Raw genomic sequence first — 16,303 nt, 5'->3', positions numbered from 1 at the left:
CGGCGGGGGGGGCCGGAGCCGGGCCGGCGGGCCCACCCCCCTCCCGAACGACTCGACGGCCTCAGCCCGAGAACGCCACGCAGGAGGCCGCCGGTACCGCGACCGACCCCGCACGCACCGGAACGCCGTCGGCGCCCGTGCCGAACCACGTCACGTCGCCCGACCGCTCGTTGGCCGCGTACAGGAACCGGCCCGAAGGGTGCACGGCCAGGTCGCGCGGCCAGTGCCCGCCGCAGACGGAGACGGCCACGAGGGCCGGGGCGCCGTCCGCGAGCGAGAAGGTGGAGATGACGTCCTCGCCGCGGGTCGCCGTCCACAGGAAGTGCCCGTCGGGCGAGACCGTGATCGCGGAGGGGTAGGCGTCGCCCTTCGGCTCCTCGGCGAGCACGGGCACCTCGCGCAGCGGCGCCAGGAGGCCGGCGTCCGCGTCCCAGGAGCAGACCGTGAGTGTGGGGTCCAGCTCGTTCAGGACGTACACGAAGCCGCCGGCCGGATCGAACGCGAGATGCCGAGGTCCGCTGCCCGCCCGCAAGGCCACTTCCCGATGGACCACGAACGCGCCCTCGTCGAAAGCGCAGACCCGCACCGAGTCCGTCCCGAGGTCCACGCTGAGGATCCAGCGGCCGCTCGGGTCCGGCAGCACCTGGTGGGCGTGCGGACCTTCCTGGCGCGCCTGGTTCGGACCGGAGCCCTCGTGCTGGACGACGCTCGCGGCCCCCTGTCCCAGCGGCAGCGCGGACACGCTTCCCGAGCCGTAATTGGCGGTCAGGACGTGACCGCCGGCCACGGCGAGATGCGTCGGACCCGAGCCCTGTACGGGCCGCGGCGTCCCGAGCAGGCGGGGCTCGTCCGCGGTCAGGCCGAAGACGCCGACCGAGCCCTCGTTCGCCTCCGACACGGCGTACAACAGGCCGTCGTGCAGGGTGAGATACGAGGGATCGGCGAGCGCGTCCGTCGCCGCGACCACGCTGAGCGCCCCGGTGGCGGGATCGACGTCCGCCACCGTGACCCCGGGTCCGCCCGCCGAGGTGAAGGAACCGATGTACGCCCGTGCGCCCGCCATGTGCCGCCTTCCGTCCGCGTGAGTTCGGGGCGACAGTAGCAGCCGGTCTAGACCATCGGGCACCCGTCGGAGGCGCTGAACGTACCGGATCCGGCCGCCCGCGCCCGGGCGTCGGGATGGTGCACATAGGCGGGATGGTGCTCCGTCGTGTCGTACGTCCGGTGGAAGACCGGTGTCGCCGAGCCCGAGATCGGCGGCACGATCCACGACCAGTCCGCGCCCACGGGGCGGCCGCTGCGCTCCTCGCGGCCGATATGGGTGAGGAAGCGGCGGGATTCGGTGTGGTGGTCGGTGACGGTGACGCCCGCGCGGTCGAAGGAGTGCAGGACGGCCCGGTTGAGTTCGACGAGAGCCCGGTCGCGCCAGAGCGAACGCTCGTCGCGCAGATCGAGGCCGAGGCGGGCGCCGATCACGGGGAGCAGGTCGTAGCGGTCGGTGTCGGCGAAGTTGCGCGCGCCGATCTCCGTCCCCATGTACCAGCCGTTGAACGGAGCGCTCGGGTAGCAGATGCCGCCGATCTCGAGGCACATGTCGGCGAGTGCGGGTACGGCGTGCCAGCGCAGGCCGAGCAGATGGAACCAGCCGAACTCCGGGTGTTCGATCGGTACTTCGAGTACGGCGTCGGGCGGCAGCGGATACCAGCGCGGGCAGCTGCCCGGTTCCTGGATCACCAACGGCAGTACGTCGAAGGGGGTGCCGGGGCCGCCGGGCCAGCCGAGGGAGTGGGCGAGTGCGGTGAGTCCGGCGTTGCGCGGGTCACCCGTGACCGTGCCGTCCTCGGCGGTGTAGCCGGCGTACCGGATGAGCTGCTCGTTCCAGATCCGGGGCGCCGGGCGGCCCGGACGGTCGGGGGCGAAGACGGTGATCAGGGGGCGGATGCGGCCCCCGTTCGCGGCCTCGCGCAGATGCGTGACGCACTCGGCGGCGATGTCCTCGGCGCCGGTGAGGTGTCGCCGGTCGCGGATGCGCAGTGAGCGCCAGTACAGGCGGCCTATGCAGCGGTTGGCGTTGCGCCAGGCGACCCGTGCCCCGAAGGCCAGCTCGTCGTCGGTGTGCCGGTAGGTGCCGGTGGAGTCGAGTTCGGCGCGGACCTGCGCGAGTCTGCGGGCCGGATCCGCGCCGGCCAGGTCCTCCCGGTGGTGGTGGGCGATGAATTCGGCGGCTTGCCGCCACAGCGACCGCTGATCGTGGCCGGGGTGGTCGCGGAGCTTTTCGGCATCTGCCGACCGGCCGTCGTGCTGCGGAAGAGCATCGGGAAGCAGAGCGGAGGGGGTGGTGCCCTCGGGCGCATGGCCGAGACCGGTGAGGGTGGCCTGGTCACGGCGCAGGAAGTTGCGCATGGTGTGTCCTCCCGCGTCCTGGGAACACGGGCCGCTCCCGCACGGCCCGTGCGCTGATCCCCTGTGTGACGCGGGGCTTACCCCCGGCCCCCACTGACCCACCGTGTATGTGCCCCGTGAAAGTGCCCCATTCAGGGGCCGGCTGTACATGCCGCAGGTGGGGCGCCGGGGCGCTGTTGTCAGGCCCCGGCCAGCGGGGAGCGCGGAGCCTGACGCAAGGGCGCGGCCAGCGAGACGAGCGCCCGCTCCAGTGCGTGCAGGTGCTCGAGGGCCGGTTCGGCAGCGGGGTGCGCGGGTGCGGCGAGTGGTTCCGGGTGGTGCGCGCTGCCTGCCTCGGCGCCGACGAGCGCGGCGACCGCGGTCTCCACACGTGCGCACGCGGCGGTGAGCCGGGCGTCGTGCGAGGCGACGGGGTCGGCGGCGATCGCGGCCAGGCCCCGGATCTCGCGGGCGCAGTCGTCGAGCAGGGCAAGGATCTGACGGGCGCGCTGCTTGCGGGCGCGCTGGGGGCTCAGCGGGTGGACGAGCGGGGCGAGAGCCATCCGTACCCGGGCGAGCAGCGCCTCCAGGTCACCGAGTGCCTCCTTGAGGAGCGCCGCGTCGGCCGACGGGTCACCGGCGAGCCTTCGCGCGGCCTCGGTGGTGCAGGTGTGCACGCGGCCGAGGGCGCGCTTGATCCAGGCGTCCGTCGCACGGTGTGTGGTGATCGGCAGCACGAACAGCACGGCGAGCGCCGCACCCAGGGCGCCCACGGCGGTCTCGACGAAACGGAGCCCGAGCAGTCCGGGGTGGAGCACACCGAGCAGCCCGTACAGGAGGCCCGCCATCACGGTGACGAAGAACATCATCCAGCTGTACGAGGGCGCCGCGGTGTAGAAGATCCCGAAGACGCAGACGGCCACCAGGGCGGCGGTCGGCGCGGGCGCTCCGTGCAGCGGTACGGCGATCAGCAGTCCTGCCGCGATACCGATGACCGTGCCGAGGACGCGGCGGAATCCGCGCACGAGCGTCTCGCCGCGCGACGCGGTGTTCACGAAGATCCACCAGGCGGTGCCGACGGCCCAGTACCAGCGGTCGCCCGAGACGAACTGTCCGAGGGCCACGGCGAACGTGCAGGCCGCCGCGGCCTGGAACGCCTGCCGGGTGCTCGGCCGGGCGAGACCCCGCCCCTCGAGCGGGGCGGGCGGTACGGCGGGCGGGGTGCGGCGCTCGATGCACCACAGGCCGAAGCGGACCGTCGATGAGGCGGCCAGGGCGATGGCCACGGAGGCGTACAGCTCGGGGAGTTGAGCGGGCAGCGCGTGCAGGAACTGCGTGACGAAGAACATCATGAACGCGAAGATCCCGAGCGCATGCCCGCGCGCACCCCAGCGCCGCGCGTACACACCGGCGAAGACCACGGCCACGAAGGCCGCGTCCCGGGCGAGCGGCACCCCGTGCAGCGAGGCGGCGAGCGCGAGGACCGGGAAGCCGGCCGCCGGGAGCAGCGCGGTGGTCACGGCCTGGCGACGGACGGTGGCGTCGGCGACGGTGAAGAGCGCGAGCAGGGCGGCGAGCCCGCCGGTGATGGAGGCCGTCAGGGAGAACCCGGCGAGTTCGGCGGCCGCGACGGCCAGGCCGATACCGAGCACCGCTCGCAAGGAGACCCGCAGGCGCAGCCGTCCCGGATCCGGTGCGACGAACATCCTCTTCACCGCGCTCACTCACCCCCGCCTGGCGCGCGCGTTCCCCGCGTACGCCCTCGCTCCGTGGTCCGCCCGGCCTGGGGCCGCGCACGGACATGAAAAAGCGCCGCGGAAGCTCCCGCAGCGCCATCGACCGCCTAAGGAAAGCATTCACGGGCCTAGTGGCTCAACTCAGGTCGACTACGCTGAGCCGTTGGTACAGTCGAAGCTTCATTCGTACGGCCACTGGAGGGCCAATGGCAGTCGATGCGCTGGATGCACGGATTCTGCGTCTGCTGATCGAACAGCCCCGCACGAGCGTGCGGGAGTACGCGCGGATCCTGGGCATCGCGCGCGGCACCCTGCAGGCGCGGCTCGACCGCCTTGAGCGGGACGGGGTGATCACCGGGTCCGGGCCGACGCTGTCACCGGGTGCGCTCGGCCATCCCGTCCTCGCCTTCGTGCACGTCGAGGTGACCCAGGGGCATCTCGACGATGTGGGGGACGCTCTCGCCCAGGTGCCGGAGATCATCGAGGCGTTCTCGATCACGGGGGGCGGGGATCTGCTGACCCGGGTGGCGGCCCGGGACAACGCGCATCTGGAGGACGTCATCCAGCAGCTGATCTCGCTGCCCGGCGTGGTCCGCACCCGCACCGAGGTGGCGCTGCGCGAGCGGGTGCCGCACCGGGTGCTTCCGCTGGTGGAACAGGTGGGCCGGGCCGCCGAGGCCGGACGGCCACGGCATGCTTGACGTATGAGCACCTCGAACAGCACCAGTCCTCTCGGCCGTACGGCGGTCGTCTTCGACCTCGACGGCACCCTCGTCGACAGCGAGCCCAACTACTTCGAAGCCGGACGCGAGGTGCTCGCGCGCTACGGGGTGACACTCACCTGGCAGGAGCACGAGCAGTACATCGGTGTGTCCACCGCCGAGACGCTGCAGATCTGGCAGGACAAGTACGGCATCACGGATCCCCTCGACGAGCTCCTGGACGAGAAGAACTCCATCTACCTGCGGCTCGCCCGCCGCTCCACGCATGCGTACCCGGAGATGGTGACGTTCGTGCGGCGGCTGCACGAGGACGGGGTTCCCATGATCGTGGCCTCCGGTTCCTCGCTCGCCGCGATCCACGCGATCCTCGAGGGCACCGGCCTGGACGCGTATCTGACGATGGCCGTCTCGGCCGACGAGGTGGCGCACGGCAAGCCGGAGCCGGATGTGTTCCTCGAGGCGGCCCGCCGGCTCGGTGTGCAGCCGGCGGACTGCGTGGTCCTCGAGGACGCGGCGCCCGGCACGGTGGCGGCGCACAAGGCCGGGATGCGCTGCATCGCGATTCCGTACGTGGCTTCGGCGGCGGACGACGCGGAGTTCGCGACCGCGGGTCTGCTGTTCCGCGGCGGCCAGCGGGAGTTCACGGCGCAGGCCGCGTACGACTGGCTGAGCGGTCACTGAGACCGCGCCCGGCCGGGACTTGACCGCCCGCTGACGCATTCGGCTCTCAGGGCTCGGATGACGCACACGGCTCTCAGGGCACTCAGGTCTCTCAGGGTTTCGTGCCGACGGCCAGGAACATCGGGATCGCCACGAAGAACCGGTCCGCGGCGGCCCCCCGGGGCGGGTGGGCGAGCCGGCGCCCGGCCTCGTCCGCGGTGACCGCGCCCGCTTCGTGGGCCGCCGAGGCCACTCCGGTGAGCAGCGGCAGGGCGGAGCCCCCGGTGAAGACGGCGGTGTGCACCTCCACGCCGATCTCCGTGAAGCCCGCGTCGAGCAGCAGGGCGCGATGGGCCCGGGCGGCCCGCGGGCTGGTGGTCAGGTCGGCGCGGGCCTGCACGATCGTGCGGGTCAGGGCCGGGTCGCCGGAGTCGATGACGAGGGTGTCCCAGTCCTGCCCCACGAGCACGGCACGCCCGCCGGACACCAGCACGCGCGCGGCCTCGGCCACGGCCCGCGCCGGGTCGGGAAGGGTGTGCAGGACCTTGTCGGCGCGGTAGCCGTCCAACGTGGCGTCGCCGAAAGGAAGTTCCGCGAGATCGCCCTCGCGGAAGTCCCCCTTCGGGCAGCGCTCGCGGGCGACGTGCAGCACGCGGGGACGGAGGGCGACCCGGGTGGCCCGGGCGCCGGTCTCGGTGAGCCCGGCGCCCGCCCGCCCTGCGCCGCAGCCCGCGTCGACGATCCGGCTGCCGGGACCGGCTTCCAGCAGGTCGTACGTACGGCCGCGCAGCCGGCGGGCCACGGGCATGGCGTCCAGGGCGTCGAGCAGGGCGATCAGCTCAGGGACCGGGTCCTGGCCGGGCTGCTGACCGTGCGCGGTGTCGGGTGGGGTGGGGTGCGCGGACTCGGACGGGCCGGAGCGCGCGGACTCGGACAGGGCGGGGTGCGCGGACTCTGCCCGCGTGGGGTGAGTGGACATACGCCCCAGAGTGCGACTTCATGTCGGCATGAAGTCAACACCGGCCGGGGCCTTGAGCATTGGCGAGCTCGCGGAGCACTACGGGCTCGCCACCCATGTCCTGCGCCACTGGGAGAGAGTCGGCCTGCTGGCTCCCGGCCGGGATCCCGCGGGGCGCCGTGTGTACGGGCAGGAGGACCTGCTCCGGGTCGGCGCGATCCTGTGTGCCAAGGACGCCGGGCTCTCCCTGGCCGAGATCCACACACTCACGTCCGCGCGTGCCGGTGCGCCGCGTCGCGTGCTGCTCGCGGACCGTCGGGCCGCTCTGCAGGCCGACATCGCGCGGCTCCAGGCCCAGCTCGCCCTCGTGGAGTGCGGCTTGGACTGCCCTCATGAGGACCTGCTGACCTGCCCCAACTTCCAGACGATCGTGGCGCGGCGGGCCCGGGAACAAGAGCGTGGCCCGGGGCACGTCGGCACCCCGGGCCACGGCTGAACGGACAGCAGCTAGCGCCGGCTGCGTACCAGCAGATACAGGAAGTACGGCGTGCCGATCACCGCGGTCATCAGACCCGCGCCCAGCTGCGCGGGAGCGATGACCGTGCGGCCGACCACGTCGGCCGTGCAGACGAGGATCGCGCCGAGCAGTACCGAGACCGGCACGACGCGGGCGTGCTGACGGCCGACCAGGGCGCGGGCCGCATGCGGGGCCACGAGGCCGACGAAGGCGATGGTGCCGGCGGCGGCCACCGCGGTCGCGGTGAGCAGGACGGCGAGTACCAGGAAGCCCAGGCGTCCCCTGCCGAGGTTGAGTCCGAGCAGGCGCGGGGTGTCCTCGTCGAGTGAGACGAGGTCCAGTTCGGCGCGGCGGGCCACCGAGATGGCGACACCGGCGGCGAGCACCACCGCGAGGGGCCAGGTGTCGACGAAGGTCCGGCCGTAGGTGGAGCCGGAGAGCCAGGTCAGGGCCTTGGTCGCGTTGAACGGGTCGGTGAGGATGATCATCAGGCTGGTCAGCGCGTACCCGGCCGTCGCCATACCGAAGCCGACGAGCACCACCCGGTTCTGCTGGAAGCCGCCCCTGGCGGAGAGGCCGAAGACGATCGCCGCGGTGACCGTCGCGCCGACCAGTGCCGCGGCCGCCACCTCCCATCCGCCGGCCGTCGGCACGGTGGTGATCAGGAGGATCGCGCCGACGGCCGCACCGTTCGAGACGCCCAAGGTGCCCGGTTCAGCGAGCGGGTTGCGGGTCACGGCCTGGATGAGCGTGCCGGCGAGCGCGAGTGCGCCGCCCGCGAGCAGGGCCGCCGTGACGCGCGGCATACGGGTGTCGAGGACGAAGGACACGCTCCGGGCGGCCCTGCCCTGCACCCAGTTGAGGACGTCGCCGAGCAGCAGCTTGGCGTCACCGAGCAGCACGGACGCGATCATCACGCCGACGAGGGCGATGACGAGGACGACGGTGGTGGTGAGGAAGACGCCCCGGCTGCGGATCCGCAGCCGGTCGGCCGCGACCGAACCGCCCGCGTCCTTGACCCGTGCGGCGAGGACGACCAGGAACACCGCGCCGACCAGGCTGGTGACCACGCCGGTGGGCACCGCGACAGCGGTGTCGGCGGGGACGAGGGCCCGCAGGACCACGTCGGAGCCGAGCACCAGGGCGGCCCCGGCGAGCGCCGAGAACGGCAGGCTCGCCCGGGACTTGTTGAAGGTACGGAAACGGCGTGCGAGGAACCGTACGAGCGCCGGAGCGCACAGACCGACGAAGCCGATGGGGCCCGCGAGGGTGACGGCGGCTGTCGAGAGCAGGGCCGCGAGCGTCACGGCCGTGACGCGGGTGGAGCGTACCGGCACGCCGACACCGCGGGCGGCGTCGTCGCCGAGCGCAAGGGCGTCGACGCGGCGCGCGAGGAGCATCAGGCCGACGAGTGCGAGGACGGCGACCGGGAGCATCTGCAGGATGCCGTCGAAGCCGTTCTGCGCGATGCTGCCCTGGTTCCACTCGTGGAGGCCCTCGGTCTCCAGCGGGAACAGCAGCAACAGGCCTTCGGTGATGGACGTCAGGCCCAGCGTGAGGGCGGTGCCCGCAAGCACGAGGCGTACGGTGCCGGCACCGAGACCGGACAGGGCCAGGACGACCGCGCCGGCGGCGAGCCCGCCGAAGAAGGCGATGCCCGAGGAGGCGAGCAGCGGCAGCGAGACGCCGGTGGCCGCGGCGACGCCGAGGGCGAAGTACGAACCGGCGTTGACGGCGAGGGTGTCGGGCGAGGCGATCACATTGCGGCTGATGGCCTGCAGCGTGTGACCTGCCATGCCGAGTACGGCGCCGATGAGCAGACCGGCGACCATGCGCGGCAGCCGGGAGGCGATCACCACGGAGGAGTCGCCTGCTTCGGCCTGCCCCGTGAGCGCCTTCCAGACCTCGAAGGCGCCCACGTCGGCGGTGCCCTGGGTGATGTCGACGGCCGCGAGCACGGCCACGACGAGGACCAGGAGGGCCGTCACCGCGGCCGCGCCCGAACGGGACGGTGCGGCCGCCTGCGGACGGGTTGCGGGGGTGGTTGCGGTGACGGCCATCGGTTACTTGGTCAGCGCCTTCACGAGGTTGTCGATGTAGGCGCTCATCGACCCGGTGCCGCCGAACATCCAGATACCGTCGTCGAGCCGGTGCACATTGCCGGCCTTCACGAACGGCAGCGAGGTCCACACCTTGTCCTTGGCGAAGATGCCGGTGAACGGGGTGCTGGACTTGTCGTCCTTGTTCGCGATGTAGGCGAAGTGGACGTCCTCGGGCAGCTTGGTGAGGCCCTCGAGGTCGGTCGTGCCCAGGCCGTAGGCCGGGTCGCCCTCGACGGTCCAGGCGTTCTTCAGACCGAGCTTCTCGTTGACGGCGCCGATCAGCGAACCGCTGGTGAACGGGCGGATCGAGGCCTGGTTACCGTCGACGTAGCCGTCGGCGAACGCGAGGTTCGCACCGGCGAGATCGGCGTCGGCGAGCGCCTTCTTGCCCTCTTCGACCTTGGCGTCGAAGTCCTTCTTGAGCTGGTCGGCCTTGTCGGTGGTGCCGGTGGCCTGGGCCAGGAGGTCCAGGTTCTTGGTCATCTGACCGAACGGGTCCTTGGCGTCGGCGGGCTTCAGCGTGATGACCGTGCCGACCTTCTTGAGCTGCTTGATCGCGGCCGCGGGGAGGTCCGTGGTCGCCACGATCAGGTCCGGCGAGAGCGCCGCGATGGAGTCCATGCTGGGCTCGCCGCGGGTGCCGATGTCCTTGGGGTTGCTCGTCAGCGGGACGGCCTGGTCCCACTGCTTGTAGCCCTTGACGTCGGAGACGCCCGCCGGGTCCACGCCGAGTTCGACGAGGTGCTCGACGATATTCCACTCGGTGGCGATGACCTTCTTGGCCGGTCCGTCGAGCTTGACCTTGGCACCGGTGCCGTCGGTGAGGTTGATGGCCTCGGACGACTTCTTGTCGTCCTTCTTGTCGGCGGCGGGCTCGGTGGTTCCGCAGGCGGACAGAGTGAGAGCCGCTGCCGTGGTGACGGCCGCGGCGAGCAGAATGCGCCTCATGACTGGGTGGTGAGCCTTTCGCTTCGCGAGTGGTGACGGCCTATCGCGCGGGTGCGCAGATGGCCGGTGAGGGGATCTGTGTCGACCTCGATACGGATGCCGTACGTCTCGGTGAGCCGCTCGGCGGTGAGCACGTCCTCGGGGTCGCCGTCGCCGATGACCCGGCCGTCGCACAGCAGCACGATCCGGTCGGCGACGGCCGAGGCCTGGTCGAGGTCGTGCAGGACGGCGCCGACGGCGATGCCGTGGCCGTCCGCGAGATCGCGCATCAGGTCGAGGAGTTCGACCTGGTAGCGCAGGTCGAGGTGGTTGGTGGGTTCGTCGAGGAGCAGGACGCCGGTCTCCTGGGCGAGACAGCCGGCGAGCCAGACCCGCTGCAGCTGACCGCCGGAGAGGTGCTCGACCCCGCGCTCGGCGAGGCCGGCCATGTCCGTCATCGTGAGCGCGCGGTCCACGGCTTCCGTGCCGCCCGGATCGGTCTTGCCCCAGCGGCTGCGATACGGGTAGCGGCCGAACTCGACGACGTCGCGCACGGTCAGTCCGCTGGGCGTGGGCCGGCCCTGGGTGAGCAGGGCGACGCTGCGGGCGAACTCCCGCGGGCTCAAAGCGAGTCCGTCGGTGTCCTCGTCGAGCGTGAGGGTCGCGGTCCGTGGCCGCTGCAGCCGCGCGAGCGCCCGCAGCAGCGTGGACTTGCCGCTGCCGTTCGGCCCGACGAGCACGGTGACTTCGCCGGGGCGCAGCGTCATCACGGCGCCATGGACGACGTCGACGCCGTCATAGGCCACGGTGACATCCGTGGCGGACAACTCGTGTCCGCGCGAACGCCGGTCCTCGGAGCTCTCTTCAACAACTCGCACGCCGGAAGGTTAGCCTAACCTTAGGCCTACGCCATACGGGAGTCTGACCTGCAACGGACCCCGGAAGTCTCACCCTTCTCCTGAGGCTCAGCTTTTCGCTCACCCCTGGGGCGTCACGAACGCCGCGAAGCCGGGACAATGGACGGCATGTCCGATGCCTTCACGAGCCGCATCCTCCACCTGTCCACCGGCACCTCGGAACGGGTGGTCGACCTCACCCGCGACTGCGAGGCCTTCCTCCGCGACGTGGCGTCCGGCCGCGACGGACTCCTCAATATCTTCGTGCCGCACGCCACGGCGGGGATCGCCGTCATCGAGACGGGCGCGGGCAGCGACGACGACCTGCTCGCCGCCCTGCACTCGCTCCTCCCGGCCGACGACCGCTGGCAGCACGCCCACGGCTCCCCCGGCCACGGCCGTGACCACGTCCTGCCGGCGCTCGTGGCGCCGCACGCGACCCTGCCGGTGATCGAGGGGAGCCTGGAGCTGGGGACTTGGCAGTCGGTGTGCCTGGTGGACACCAATGTGGACAACCCGGAGCGGCGGGTGCGGTTGAGCTTCCTGGGCTGACCAGGAAGCTCAACCGAGACCACGAAGCCCACGGGCGGGGATGCCCGCTGGGTCAGGTGCGGGTCCAGCGTTGATTGCTGCCGTTCGAGCAGGAGTAGAGCTGGATCAGGGTGCCGTTGGCGGTGCCGGCCGCGGTGGCGTCGAGGCAGCGGCCGGACTGGACGCCGACGATCGTTCCGTCGGAGGCGAGGCGCCATTTCTGGTTGTCGCCGCCCCAGCAGCTGTAGATCTGGACCTTGCTGCCGTTGCCGGTGCCGGCCGCGTCCAGGCATTTGTTGCCGTAGACCCTGAGTTCACCGGCGGCGGTGTGCGTCCACTGCTGGTTGGTGCCGCTGTGGCAGTCCCACAGCTGGACCTGGGCACCGTCGGCGGTGCCCGCGTTCGGCACGTCCAGGCAGCGGCCCGAAGCGACGCCCTTGATCTGCCCGGAACCCTCGGGGGGCGTGGTGGAGCCGCCGTTGAGTGCGTTGAGGACCGCGGTGTACGCGGGCTTCTTGCTGCCGTCGCCGTTGAACAGCAGCGGGCTGTGCTCCGGTCGCCAGGAGTCGGTGTCGCGCACACCCCAGACGGTGATGCCGAGGCAGCGCGGGACGGCCAGGCAGTCGTTGGTCACATTGGCGTAGGTGGCGGCCGAGGCGCCCTGGATGTCGAGTTCGGTGATGGCCACGTCGACGCCGAGGGCGGCGAAACTCTGCAAGGTGGTACGGAAGTTGCTGTTGTAGGGGCTGTCGCTGTTGAAGTGCGACTGGAACCCGACGCAGTCGATCGGCACGCCGCGCTGCTTGAAGTCACGGACCATGGCGTACATGGCCTGGGTCTTGGCCCAGGTCCAGTTCTCCACGTTGTAGTCGTTGTAGCAGAGCTTGGCGGCCGGGTCGGCGGCTCGCGCGGTACGGAAGGCGACCTCGATCCAGTCGTTTCCGGTGCGCTGCAGGTTGGAGTCGCGCCGAGCTCCCGAAGTGCCGTCGACGAAGGCCTCGTTCACGACGTCCCACTGCTTGATCTTGCCCTTGTAGTGGCCCATCACGCCGTTGATGTGGTCGATCATCGCCTGGCGCAGCGAGCTGCCGCTGAGGCTCTGCATCCAGCCGGGCTGCTGGGAGTGCCAGGCCAAGGTGTGGCCGCGTACCTGCTTGCCGTTCTGCACCGCCCAGTTGTAGACGCGGTCACCGGCGGCGAAGTTGAACTGCCCACGCTGAGGTTCGGTGGCGTCGATCTTCATCTCGTTCTCGGCCGTCACCGAGTTGAACTCACGGCCCGCGATCGTCGTGTACGCCGAGTCGCCCAGCCTGCCCGAGGCGATGGCGGTGCCGAAGTAGCGCCCGCTCTGTGCTGCCGCGGCGCCGAGCGTGTTCTCGGCGCCGTGTGCGCCTGTCGGCGCGACCAGTGTGCCGACCGCGACCAGGACGCCGACGATCAGCGCGGTGAGCAGACCACCCAGCTTTCGGCGGACGGCGGGTGGGGGGATGGCATACGAGCCCATGACTGTGCCTCCAGGGTAGAGATCACGAAGGGACTGCTGCGGCCGGACGCGAGGCGGCGGAATGCGCTGGTGCGAACCTCGTGGGAACGGAAAGACGGGGTGGCGCGGGTGCTGTGATGCGCGGAACTGTCATGCGGTGCAGGTGGATCGGAACTCGCATCGTTCGACATATCGAACTGTGGTCGGCTCTTCAGACAGGGATGATTGAGGGATTGACGGTGGATCGTCAATGCTTCGCGCAGAACTAGTTTCCGTTCCTGTCCCGAAACTTTTCGGACCGACGCCAGTCGAGGGAGTCTCTCGCCGACCTCTCGACGGCGTCGGTCAAGTCCCTTGGACGGGGCGCTAATTGCAGACAGATCAGCGGCAGGTCTTGACCTGGCGCCTTCGCATTCCTAGCTTGTGCCGTCGAAAGGAACCGAGAAATTCTCGGAAGGCTTTCGCGATCGACGGGTCGTTCCCGCTCCAGAGATCCACCTGACCAGAACCTCCGGGGCAACGGCAGGGCCCGTCGGCTTGAAGACACTCCGGCGGCAGCGGCCACAACCGACCGCCGTCCGTACGCCTGAGGCCGGAGACCTCTCACCTCGACCAAGAGCGAGACGCTCCGGCGAGAGCGCCCCACAGGCACCAGCTTGTTTGCAGCTGCGACCGATCTCTGCCCTCTCTCGGAAAAGGAGGCCGCCCGATGCGGTTCCACCTTGCGTCCCCAGTCCGCCTGAAACGCCTGCTCGCCGCCCTCGCGCCCTTACTGCTCGTGGCCGGCTTCCTCGGTGCCCAGCCGGCAGCCGCCGCAACCGTCGACCCCAACGCCTCGTACGTGCTGGTCAATCGCACCAGCGGCAAGGCCCTCGACGTGTACAACCTGGCGACGAACGACGGCGCCCGGATCACCCAGTGGACGAGGAACGATCAGAGCCAGCAGCAGTGGCAGTTCGTCGACTCCGGCGGCGGGTACTACCGCATCAAGTCCCGGCACTCCGGCAAGGTGCTCGACGTCCATAACTTCTCCACCGCCAATGGCGGCGCGATCGTCCAGTGGGCCGACCTGAACGGCACCAACCAGCAGTGGCGGCTGGCCGACAGCCCGGACGGCTACGTGCGGTTGATCGCCCGCCACAGCAACAAGGCCCTCGAAGTGCAGGGCGCATCCACCGCCGACAACGCCAACATCGTCCAGTACGACGACTGGGGCGGCGCCAACCAGCAGTGGCAGTTCGTCAAGGTCAGCGGCGGCAACGGGCCCTGCGACCTTCCGTCGACCTACCGCTGGACATCGACGGGCGCGCTGGCACAGCCCAAGCCGGGCTGGGTCTCGCTCAAGGACTTCACCGTCGTTCCGCACAACGGCAGGCAACTCGTCTATGCGACGACGCACGACACGGGCACGAGCTGGGGCTCGATGAACTTCACCCCCTTCACCGACTGGTCCCAGATGGCCTCCGCCGGCCAGAACGCGATGTCGGCCTCCACCGTCGCGCCCACGCTCTTCCACTTCGCGCCGAAGGACATCTGGGTGCTCGCCTACCAGTGGGGTGCGACCGCCTTCTCCTACCGGACGTCGAGCGATCCCACGAACCCCAACGGCTGGTCGGCGCCCCGGGAGCTCTTCTCCGGAAGCATCAGCGGCTCCGGAACAGGCCCCATCGACCAGACCCTTATCGCCGACGGCACGAACATGTACCTGTTCTTCGCCGGCGACAACGGCAAGATCTACCGGGCCGCCATGCCGATCGGGAACTTCCCGGGTAGTTTCGGCTCGACCTACACCACGATCATGAGCGATACGACCAACAACCTGTTCGAAGCCCCGCAGGTCTACAAGCTCCAGGGCCAGAACCGCTACCTCATGATCGTCGAGGCGATCGGCGCTCAGGGCCGCTACTTCCGCTCGTTCACGGCCACCAGCCTGAGCGGCTCATGGACACCCCAGGCCGCGACCGAGGGCAACCCCTTCGCCGGCAAGGCCAACAGCGGCGCGACCTGGACGAACGACATCAGCCACGGCGAACTGCTCCGCACCAGCCCCGACCAGACCATGACCGTCGACCCCTGCCGTCTGCAGCTGCTCTACCAGGGGCGCAGCCCCAGCAGCGGCGGCGACTACGGCCTCCTCCGCCCCCCTCCCCTCCGGTCGGGGCCTCCTGACACAGCAGCGCTGACGGCGCGACCGGCTCCTGCTCCGATACGGGGCCGGTGTGGTGGGCCCGGCGGACTGCCGGGCCCACCACACCGCTCGAGCGGGAAGATCCCGGCAACCCCGACGGTTAGTAGAAACGTGAACGACATCGGGGTACGAGAAGCACGGCACGTCGAGGCAGTGGTCATCGGCGCCGGGCAGGCCGGACTGTCCGCCGCCTACCACCTGCGCCGCACCGGCTACCAGCCCGACCGCGACTTCGTGGTGCTCGACCACGCACCCCGCCCGGGCGGCGCCTGGCAGTTCCGCTGGCCGACGCTGACGTACGGGCGCGTGCACGGCATGCATGCCCTGCCGGGCATGGAGCTGACCGGCGCCGACGGCGCGCGCCCCTCCTCGGAGGTGATCGGCGAGTACTTCACCGCGTACGAGGAGAAATTCGACCTGCGCGTGCACCGCCCCGTGGACGTCACCGCCGTACGCGAGGGCGAGGACGGTCGGCTGCTCGTCGAGACCTCCGAAGGCACCTACGCCACCCGTGCGCTGATCAATGCGACGGGCACCTGGGACCGGCCGTTCTGGCCGCGCTACCCCGGCCAGGAGACCTTCCGCGGACGGCAGTTGCACACCGCGCAGTACCCCGGGCCGCAGGAGTTCGCCGGGCAGCGGGTGGTGGTCGTGGGCGGCGGGGCCTCGGGCACCCAGCACCTCCTGGAGATCGCGCCGTACGCGGCGTCCACCACCTGGGTCACCCGGCGTGAACCGGTGTTCCGCGAGGGCCCGTTCGGCGAGGAGGAGGGCCGCGCGGCCGTGGCACTCGTCGAGGACAGGGTGCGGCAGGGGCTGCCGCCGCGCAGTGTCGTCTCGGTGACGGGCCTGCCCCTGAACGACGCGATTCGTCGAGGCATCGCCGACGGCGTGCTCGACAGGCAGCCGATGTTCGACCGGATCACGCCGGACGGCATCGCCTGGGCCGACGGCCGGGAGATCCGGGCGGATGTGATTCTGTGGGCCACCGGTTTCCGCCCGGTCGTCGACCACCTCGCACCGCTGCGGCTGCGCGAGACGGGCGGCGGGATACGGCTCGAAGGAACGCGTGCGGTACGCGATCCCCGTATCCACATGGTCGGTTACGGGCCTTCGGCGAGCACGATCGGCGCCAACCGGGCGGGACGCGCGGCGGTGGCGGAGATCCGGCGCCTGCTGGCACAGCAGCCGGCGCCGGCGT

At 70.9% G+C, this 16,303-nt stretch carries 13 protein-coding genes and 1 pseudogene; 6 read left to right on the top strand and 8 right to left on the bottom strand.

From position 1 onward, the window contains the following. Positions 1 to 61: 61 nt before the first annotated feature. The 3 genes from JAO81_RS20860 to JAO81_RS20850 all read right to left on the bottom strand — a co-directional run bounded on the left by JAO81_RS20860 (position 62) and on the right by JAO81_RS20850 (position 4,088). A complete protein-coding gene (locus JAO81_RS20860) occupies positions 62 to 1,063 on the bottom strand; it encodes a lactonase family protein (RefSeq protein ID WP_199549410.1) in 1,002 nt (333 codons plus the stop codon). A 47-nt stretch (positions 1,064 to 1,110) separates the two neighbouring features. Beyond that, positions 1,111 to 2,403: a nitric oxide synthase oxygenase gene (locus JAO81_RS20855; RefSeq protein ID WP_199549409.1), complete on the bottom strand. Its 1,293-nt coding sequence runs from the start codon at positions 2,401 to 2,403 to the stop codon at positions 1,111 to 1,113. 179 nt (positions 2,404 to 2,582) lie between these two features. After that, positions 2,583 to 4,088 carry an FUSC family protein gene (locus JAO81_RS20850; protein ID WP_199549408.1) on the bottom strand — a complete coding sequence of 502 codons (1,506 nt, stop codon included), beginning with the start codon at positions 4,086 to 4,088 and terminating at the stop codon, positions 2,583 to 2,585. A gap of 236 nt (positions 4,089 to 4,324) precedes the next feature. Here JAO81_RS20850 and JAO81_RS20845 point away from each other — a divergent pair, with 236 nt between their 5' ends. Beyond that, the gene (locus JAO81_RS20845) at positions 4,325 to 4,819 is read left to right on the top strand and encodes an Lrp/AsnC family transcriptional regulator (protein WP_199549407.1); all 495 of its coding nucleotides are present in this window, start codon (positions 4,325 to 4,327) and stop codon (positions 4,817 to 4,819) included. Between the two features lie 3 nt (positions 4,820 to 4,822). Beyond that, positions 4,823 to 5,521, top strand: coding sequence for an HAD family phosphatase (locus JAO81_RS20840; protein ID WP_199549406.1), 699 nt, complete (start codon positions 4,823 to 4,825; stop codon positions 5,519 to 5,521). 91 nt (positions 5,522 to 5,612) lie between these two features. On the opposite strand, the gene JAO81_RS20835 is transcribed toward JAO81_RS20840, so the two are convergent. Then, positions 5,613 to 6,479: a methyltransferase domain-containing protein gene (locus JAO81_RS20835; protein ID WP_307813517.1), complete on the bottom strand. Its 867-nt coding sequence runs from the start codon at positions 6,477 to 6,479 to the stop codon at positions 5,613 to 5,615. Positions 6,480 to 6,507: 28 nt separating this feature from the next. Here JAO81_RS20835 and JAO81_RS20830 point away from each other — a divergent pair, with 28 nt between their 5' ends. Continuing rightward, positions 6,508 to 6,954, top strand: a complete 447-nt coding sequence (locus tag JAO81_RS20830) for a MerR family transcriptional regulator (protein ID WP_199549405.1) — start codon at positions 6,508 to 6,510, stop codon at positions 6,952 to 6,954. 11 nt (positions 6,955 to 6,965) lie between these two features. On the opposite strand, the gene JAO81_RS20825 is transcribed toward JAO81_RS20830, so the two are convergent. The 3 genes from JAO81_RS20825 to JAO81_RS20815 are packed head-to-tail and all read right to left on the bottom strand — an operon-like array spanning position 6,966 to position 10,882. Then, positions 6,966 to 9,035, bottom strand: a complete 2,070-nt coding sequence (locus JAO81_RS20825) for an iron ABC transporter permease (RefSeq protein WP_199549404.1) — start codon at positions 9,033 to 9,035, stop codon at positions 6,966 to 6,968. Between the two features lie 3 nt (positions 9,036 to 9,038). Further along, on the bottom strand, positions 9,039 to 10,025 hold the full coding sequence (locus JAO81_RS20820) for an iron-siderophore ABC transporter substrate-binding protein (protein WP_199549403.1): 987 nt from the start codon (positions 10,023 to 10,025) through the stop codon (positions 9,039 to 9,041). Beyond that, positions 10,022 to 10,882: an ABC transporter ATP-binding protein gene (locus JAO81_RS20815; protein WP_199549402.1), complete on the bottom strand. Its 861-nt coding sequence runs from the start codon at positions 10,880 to 10,882 to the stop codon at positions 10,022 to 10,024. Before JAO81_RS20815 ends, JAO81_RS20820 begins: the two co-directional genes overlap by 4 nt. Before the next feature lie 147 nt (positions 10,883 to 11,029). Here JAO81_RS20815 and JAO81_RS20810 point away from each other — a divergent pair, with 147 nt between their 5' ends. Next, positions 11,030 to 11,452, top strand: a complete 423-nt coding sequence (locus JAO81_RS20810; protein ID WP_199549401.1) for a secondary thiamine-phosphate synthase enzyme YjbQ — start codon at positions 11,030 to 11,032, stop codon at positions 11,450 to 11,452. Between the two features lie 52 nt (positions 11,453 to 11,504). Here JAO81_RS20810 and JAO81_RS20805 read toward each other — a convergent pair whose 3' ends face one another. Further along, positions 11,505 to 12,935, bottom strand: coding sequence for an endo-1,4-beta-xylanase (locus JAO81_RS20805; protein WP_199549400.1), 1,431 nt, complete (start codon positions 12,933 to 12,935; stop codon positions 11,505 to 11,507). Positions 12,936 to 13,623: 688 nt separating this feature from the next. Between JAO81_RS20805 and JAO81_RS20800 the strand changes: the two are divergent. Together JAO81_RS20800 and JAO81_RS20795 are read left to right on the top strand one after the other, a co-directional pair. Beyond that, positions 13,624 to 14,931: pseudogene (locus tag JAO81_RS20800) on the top strand (non-reducing end alpha-L-arabinofuranosidase family hydrolase); the annotation flags it as partial. 291 nt (positions 14,932 to 15,222) lie between these two features. Then, positions 15,223 to 16,303: NAD(P)-binding domain-containing protein (locus tag JAO81_RS20795; RefSeq protein ID WP_374194320.1), on the top strand; the 1,081-nt coding region annotated here is incomplete at its 3' end.

The sequence above is a fragment of the Streptomyces sp. N35 genome, from assembly GCF_016464295.1.
GTDB lineage: Bacteria > Actinomycetota > Actinomycetes > Streptomycetales > Streptomycetaceae > Streptomyces.
Note: the sequence above shows the minus strand (reverse complement) of the source record. Positions and strands in the feature narration are given on the sequence as shown.

Excerpts from the sequence above, each read along its gene's own strand:
- JAO81_RS20860 (WP_199549410.1), bottom strand. The coding sequence starts at position 1,063 with ATGGCGGGCGCACGGGCGTACATCGGTTCCTTCACCTCGGCGGGCGGA.
- JAO81_RS20855 (WP_199549409.1), bottom strand. The coding sequence starts at position 2,403 with ATGCGCAACTTCCTGCGCCGTGACCAGGCCACCCTCACCGGTCTCGGC.
- JAO81_RS20850 (WP_199549408.1), bottom strand. The coding sequence starts at position 4,088 with ATGTTCGTCGCACCGGATCCGGGACGGCTGCGCCTGCGGGTCTCCTTG.
- JAO81_RS20845 (WP_199549407.1), top strand. The coding sequence starts at position 4,325 with ATGGCAGTCGATGCGCTGGATGCACGGATTCTGCGTCTGCTGATCGAA.
- JAO81_RS20840 (WP_199549406.1), top strand. The coding sequence starts at position 4,823 with ATGAGCACCTCGAACAGCACCAGTCCTCTCGGCCGTACGGCGGTCGTC.
- JAO81_RS20835 (WP_307813517.1), bottom strand. The coding sequence starts at position 6,479 with ATGTCCACTCACCCCACGCGGGCAGAGTCCGCGCACCCCGCCCTGTCC.
- JAO81_RS20830 (WP_199549405.1), top strand. The coding sequence starts at position 6,508 with ATGAAGTCAACACCGGCCGGGGCCTTGAGCATTGGCGAGCTCGCGGAG.
- JAO81_RS20825 (WP_199549404.1), bottom strand. The coding sequence starts at position 9,035 with ATGGCCGTCACCGCAACCACCCCCGCAACCCGTCCGCAGGCGGCCGCA.
- JAO81_RS20820 (WP_199549403.1), bottom strand. The coding sequence starts at position 10,025 with ATGAGGCGCATTCTGCTCGCCGCGGCCGTCACCACGGCAGCGGCTCTC.
- JAO81_RS20810 (WP_199549401.1), top strand. The coding sequence starts at position 11,030 with ATGTCCGATGCCTTCACGAGCCGCATCCTCCACCTGTCCACCGGCACC.
- JAO81_RS20805 (WP_199549400.1), bottom strand. The coding sequence starts at position 12,935 with ATGGGCTCGTATGCCATCCCCCCACCCGCCGTCCGCCGAAAGCTGGGT.